Raw genomic sequence first — 3,736 nt, 5'->3', positions numbered from 1 at the left:
TGGCGGTGGCGCCGACGACCTGGCTCAGATGCAGCCGATGGCCGAAGGCGACGACGTCGACCAGGATGGCGACGACGGGATAGATGAACGACAGCGATCCCTGCAGATGCGTCGGCAGCTTCTGGATGGCGCCGTACATCAGTATGTACATCAGGCCGGTGTGGACGATGCCGAGCGTCGCCAGCATGGTCCAGCTCCAGGCATCGGCTGGAAGCCGGGATAGATTGGCGAACGGCGCCAGCATGACGACGCCGACGCAGACCTGTATCAGCGCAATCAGATGCGGTGGCGTGCCCTTGAGCTTCTTGGTGACGATGGCGGCGACGGCCCAGAAGAAGGCCGCGCCCAATGCCATGACGATGCCGGTGAAATAATCCGTGCCGGCCATGCCGGCATTGGGGCCGGCATCGGGAGCCGACTGCACGATCAGCACCATGCCGGCGAAGGCGATGGTCAGCCAGGTCAGCTTGGTCAGGCTCAGCCGCTCGGCGAAGAAGAGCGCGCCGAAGCCGACCAGCATGAAGGGCTGCGTGTTGTAGACGGCGGTGGCGATCGAGATCGACGCGCGCGAGAAAGCGCTGAACAGCAAAAGCCAGTTGACGACGATGGCGACGCCGCCGAGCGCGGCGATGCCGATGATGCGCAGCGACAGCCTGTTGCGCAGCAACCCCAGCCCGGCGCAGATGATGAGCAGCGTCAGCGCGCCGAAAGCGCAACGCCAAAACACCACATCCATGATCGGCTGGCCGGACAGGACGACGAACCATCCGATCGTTCCCAGGATGGCCATTGCGGCGGACATTTCGACCGTGCCGCGTACTGTCTCGTTCACAACAAACCTCCTTATCGGTTGAGCCGCCATAATCTCATGCGGTCGCGAAGCTTTCCATCAGATTGGAAAGGGTGTATGGCCTATTGGCCTAATTATATTAGGAGAAAGCTCCAAGCTGTCGGGAAAAGGAAAAAGATGCTGGACGATCTCGACCGAAATCTCCTTGAAATCCTGATCAAGGATGCGCGGACCTCGCTGAAGGAGCTGGCCGCCCAGGTCGGGCTGTCGTCGCCAAGCGTTTCGGAGCGGCTGCGACGACTCGAGGAGCGCGGCGTCATCCGGGCGTTCACCGTCGAGATCGATCCGCTCGCGCTCGGCTATACCTTGCAGGCGATCGTGCGCATCCGGCCTCTGCCGGGCAAGCTGCACATCGTTCAGAAGCTGATCGAGGACATCCCCGAATTCGGCGAATGCGACAAGGTAACGGGCGATGACTGCTTCGTCGCCCGGCTGTTCGTACGCTCGATCGGCGATCTCGACGGGATTCTCGACCGTATCGCCGACAAGGCGGAGACAAGCACCGCCATCATCAAGGCGCAGCCGATCCGGCGGCGGCCGCCACCGCTCGACGCGGCTGCTTCTCGGGATAGGGCAAAGGTCTTGCATGCCTCCTGATCGAGCCGGGTGGAAAGCCGGTGGCCGCTTGGTTAGTGTGCCGACCAAATGAGACCGAGACTGTCATGGCGCAGAACATATACGACCGTGAGGATTTCTTCGCAGGCTACAGCCAACTCGGCCGTTCGGTCGAAGGGCTGGAGGGTGCCGCCGAGTGGCCGGCAATGCGCGCGATGCTGCCCGATGTCGGCGGCTTGAGGGTCGTCGATCTCGGCTGCGGCTTCGGCTGGTTCTGCCGCTGGGCACGCGAGCATGGGGCGGCGCAGGTGCTTGGCCTGGACCTGTCGGAGAAGATGCTTGCCCGAGCAAGGGCCGCCGGCCCGGATGCAGGGATAAGCTATGAGACGGCCGATCTCGATCGGCTCAGCCTGCCGGAAGCCAGCTTCGATCTCGTCTACAGTTCGCTCGCCTTGCACTATGTCGAGGATGTGTCGCGTCTGTTCGGGACCGTGCATCGGGCCCTGGCGCCTGGCGGGCATTTCGTCTTTTCGACGGAACATCCGATCTTCATGGCGCCGACCAAACCCGGCTGGGTGATCGATAGCGAAGGCCGAAAGACGTGGCCTGTCGACCAGTATCTGGTGGAAGGACCGCGCAGCACGGACTGGCTGGCCAAGGGCGTCGTGAAACATCACCGCACGATCGGCACCACGCTCAACGCTCTCCTGCAGGCCGGCTTCACCATCGCGCATGTCGAGGAGTTCCGTCCGACATCAGAGCAGATCGCGGCCAAACCCGAACTGGCGGAAGAGCTCGAGCGGCCGATGTTCCTGCTGGTCTCGGCGCGTCGGTAGGCACAGGCCTGCGTCGGCCCGCATGTGCAGCCGCCACGCTCATATTTGCTGTCGCTCCGCCCGACATTCTGGGCTATTCAAGCGTCGACACGCTTTCCCTCCGGACCAGTCCCCTCCCATGTCAGGCCTGCTTCTCGATCCGTGGTTCTATGCGGCCGCCATTCCGGCGGTCATTCTGGTCGGCCTGTCGAAGGGCGGCTTTGGCGGTGCCGTCGGTTTCGTCGGCGTGCCGCTGATGGCGCTGACCATGCCGCCGGTGCAGGCGGCGGCCATCCTGCTGCCGATCCTGTGCCTGATGGACATCGTCTCGGTGTGGACGTGGTGGGGCGTTTACGACCGCAAGATGCTGGTCGACATGATGCCGGGCGCCGTCATCGGCATCGGCCTTGGCTGGCTTACGGCGGCACTGGTGACCGAAGAGGCGGTGCGGCTGATCGTTGGCGCCGTCGCCATCATCTTCGTCCTGCGCTGGCTCTATCTGCAGTTCCGCCACGGCGCCGATCACGCGGCCGCGCCCAACCGCGTGGCCGCCGCCGTGTGGGGCACGGTCGCCGGCTTCACCAGCTTCGTTGCCCATGTCGGCGGTCCGCCCTTCCAGGTCTATGCCTTGCCGATCCGTCTCGATCCGAAAGTTCTGTCGGGCACCGCAGCGATCTTCTTTGCCGCCACCAACGCGCTGAAGCTGGTGCCCTATTTCGCGCTCGGCCAGTTCGACACCGCCAATCTGACGGCATCGGCGGTGCTGATGCCGCTGGCGCCGCTGTCGACCATCGCCGGAGCGTGGCTGGTGCGCCGCATGCGGCCGGAAACCTTCTATCCCTTTACCTACGCAACCGTCGCGGTCGTGGCGCTGAAGCTGCTGTGGGATGGCATTGTCGGCCTGATGTAGAAAGGCCGCCGCGCAGCCGCCCCGTCATTAGGGGTCAGGCGGCGCTTGGCACCAGACGACGGTTGCCGCCAAAAGCCAGTGTCGCGCCGACCATAACGACCAGCACCATGCCGGCAAGGATGCCGATGTCATGCACGGTCGGTTTGAGCACCATGTCCGCAATGATCACCAGCATCACCGCATAGTCGAAACGTGCCGCGCTCATCATGCGCTGGCCGATGGCAAGAACCTCTGGCGTGACGCCCTCTTTGGCGATCATTGCGCCCATGCGCTCCCCGGTCGGCTTGAAGATGAACATGCCGATCGAAAAGGTCGTGGCGTATCCCGCCAGGCCGATGAGTACCCACAAATCGGAGAAGCCGACCCAGAACCAGCACATGATGAGGCCGAAGATCAGCGTCAGCATCGACATCGGCGCAAAGAACCTGCCGCCCAGCTGACCGCTGGCGCGCATTGCCTGCAGCTTTTCCTCGATGTTGCCCGCGCGCTCGGCAAGCATGCCCAGCAGGAACAGTACGAAGCCGCCGTCGACCCACAGAATGGCGGTAGTGACGTGGAGGAATTTGACGATCGAGTACCAGTCCATGGGTTGCTCCTGCAGTGTCC

The 3,736-nt window shown here is 63.5% G+C and carries 5 protein-coding genes; 3 read left to right on the top strand and 2 right to left on the bottom strand.

Features of this window, described 5'->3' with window-relative positions; all coding sequences use genetic code 11:
• On the bottom strand, positions 1-832 hold an 832-nt coding region (locus tag EN994_RS22265), incomplete at its 3' end, for a DMT family transporter (protein WP_164746073.1).
• Between the two features lie 135 nt (positions 833-967).
• Here EN994_RS22265 and EN994_RS22260 point away from each other — a divergent pair.
• The 3 genes from EN994_RS22260 (at position 968) to EN994_RS22250 (ending at position 3,130) form a co-directional block, all read left to right on the top strand.
• The gene (locus EN994_RS22260; RefSeq protein WP_063169202.1) at positions 968-1,447 is read left to right on the top strand and encodes an Lrp/AsnC family transcriptional regulator; all 480 of its coding nucleotides are present in this window, start codon (positions 968-970) and stop codon (positions 1,445-1,447) included.
• Positions 1,448-1,512: 65 nt separating this feature from the next.
• The gene (locus EN994_RS22255) at positions 1,513-2,241 is read left to right on the top strand and encodes a class I SAM-dependent methyltransferase (RefSeq protein ID WP_024502917.1); all 729 of its coding nucleotides are present in this window, start codon (positions 1,513-1,515) and stop codon (positions 2,239-2,241) included.
• A gap of 118 nt (positions 2,242-2,359) precedes the next feature.
• The gene (locus tag EN994_RS22250) at positions 2,360-3,130 is read left to right on the top strand and encodes a sulfite exporter TauE/SafE family protein (protein WP_013529133.1); all 771 of its coding nucleotides are present in this window, start codon (positions 2,360-2,362) and stop codon (positions 3,128-3,130) included.
• A 34-nt stretch (positions 3,131-3,164) separates the two neighbouring features.
• Here the strand turns inward: EN994_RS22250 and EN994_RS22245 are convergent.
• On the bottom strand, positions 3,165-3,736 hold a 572-nt coding region (locus tag EN994_RS22245; RefSeq protein WP_245466061.1), incomplete at its 5' end, for a hypothetical protein.

Source organism: Mesorhizobium sp. M7A.F.Ca.CA.002.09.1.1 (assembly GCF_003998555.1).
In the GTDB taxonomy this organism is placed as follows: domain Bacteria; phylum Pseudomonadota; class Alphaproteobacteria; order Rhizobiales; family Rhizobiaceae; genus Mesorhizobium; species Mesorhizobium ciceri.
The sequence above is the reverse complement of the archived record's forward strand: the minus strand, read 5'-3'. Positions and strand labels throughout refer to the sequence as shown.

Bases quoted from the DNA above. Each gene is read 5' to 3' on its own strand.
- EN994_RS22260 (WP_063169202.1), top strand. From the start codon at position 968: ATGCTGGACGATCTCGACCGAAATCTCCTTGAAATCCTGATCAAGGAT.
- EN994_RS22255 (WP_024502917.1), top strand. From the start codon at position 1,513: ATGGCGCAGAACATATACGACCGTGAGGATTTCTTCGCAGGCTACAGC.
- EN994_RS22250 (WP_013529133.1), top strand. From the start codon at position 2,360: ATGTCAGGCCTGCTTCTCGATCCGTGGTTCTATGCGGCCGCCATTCCG.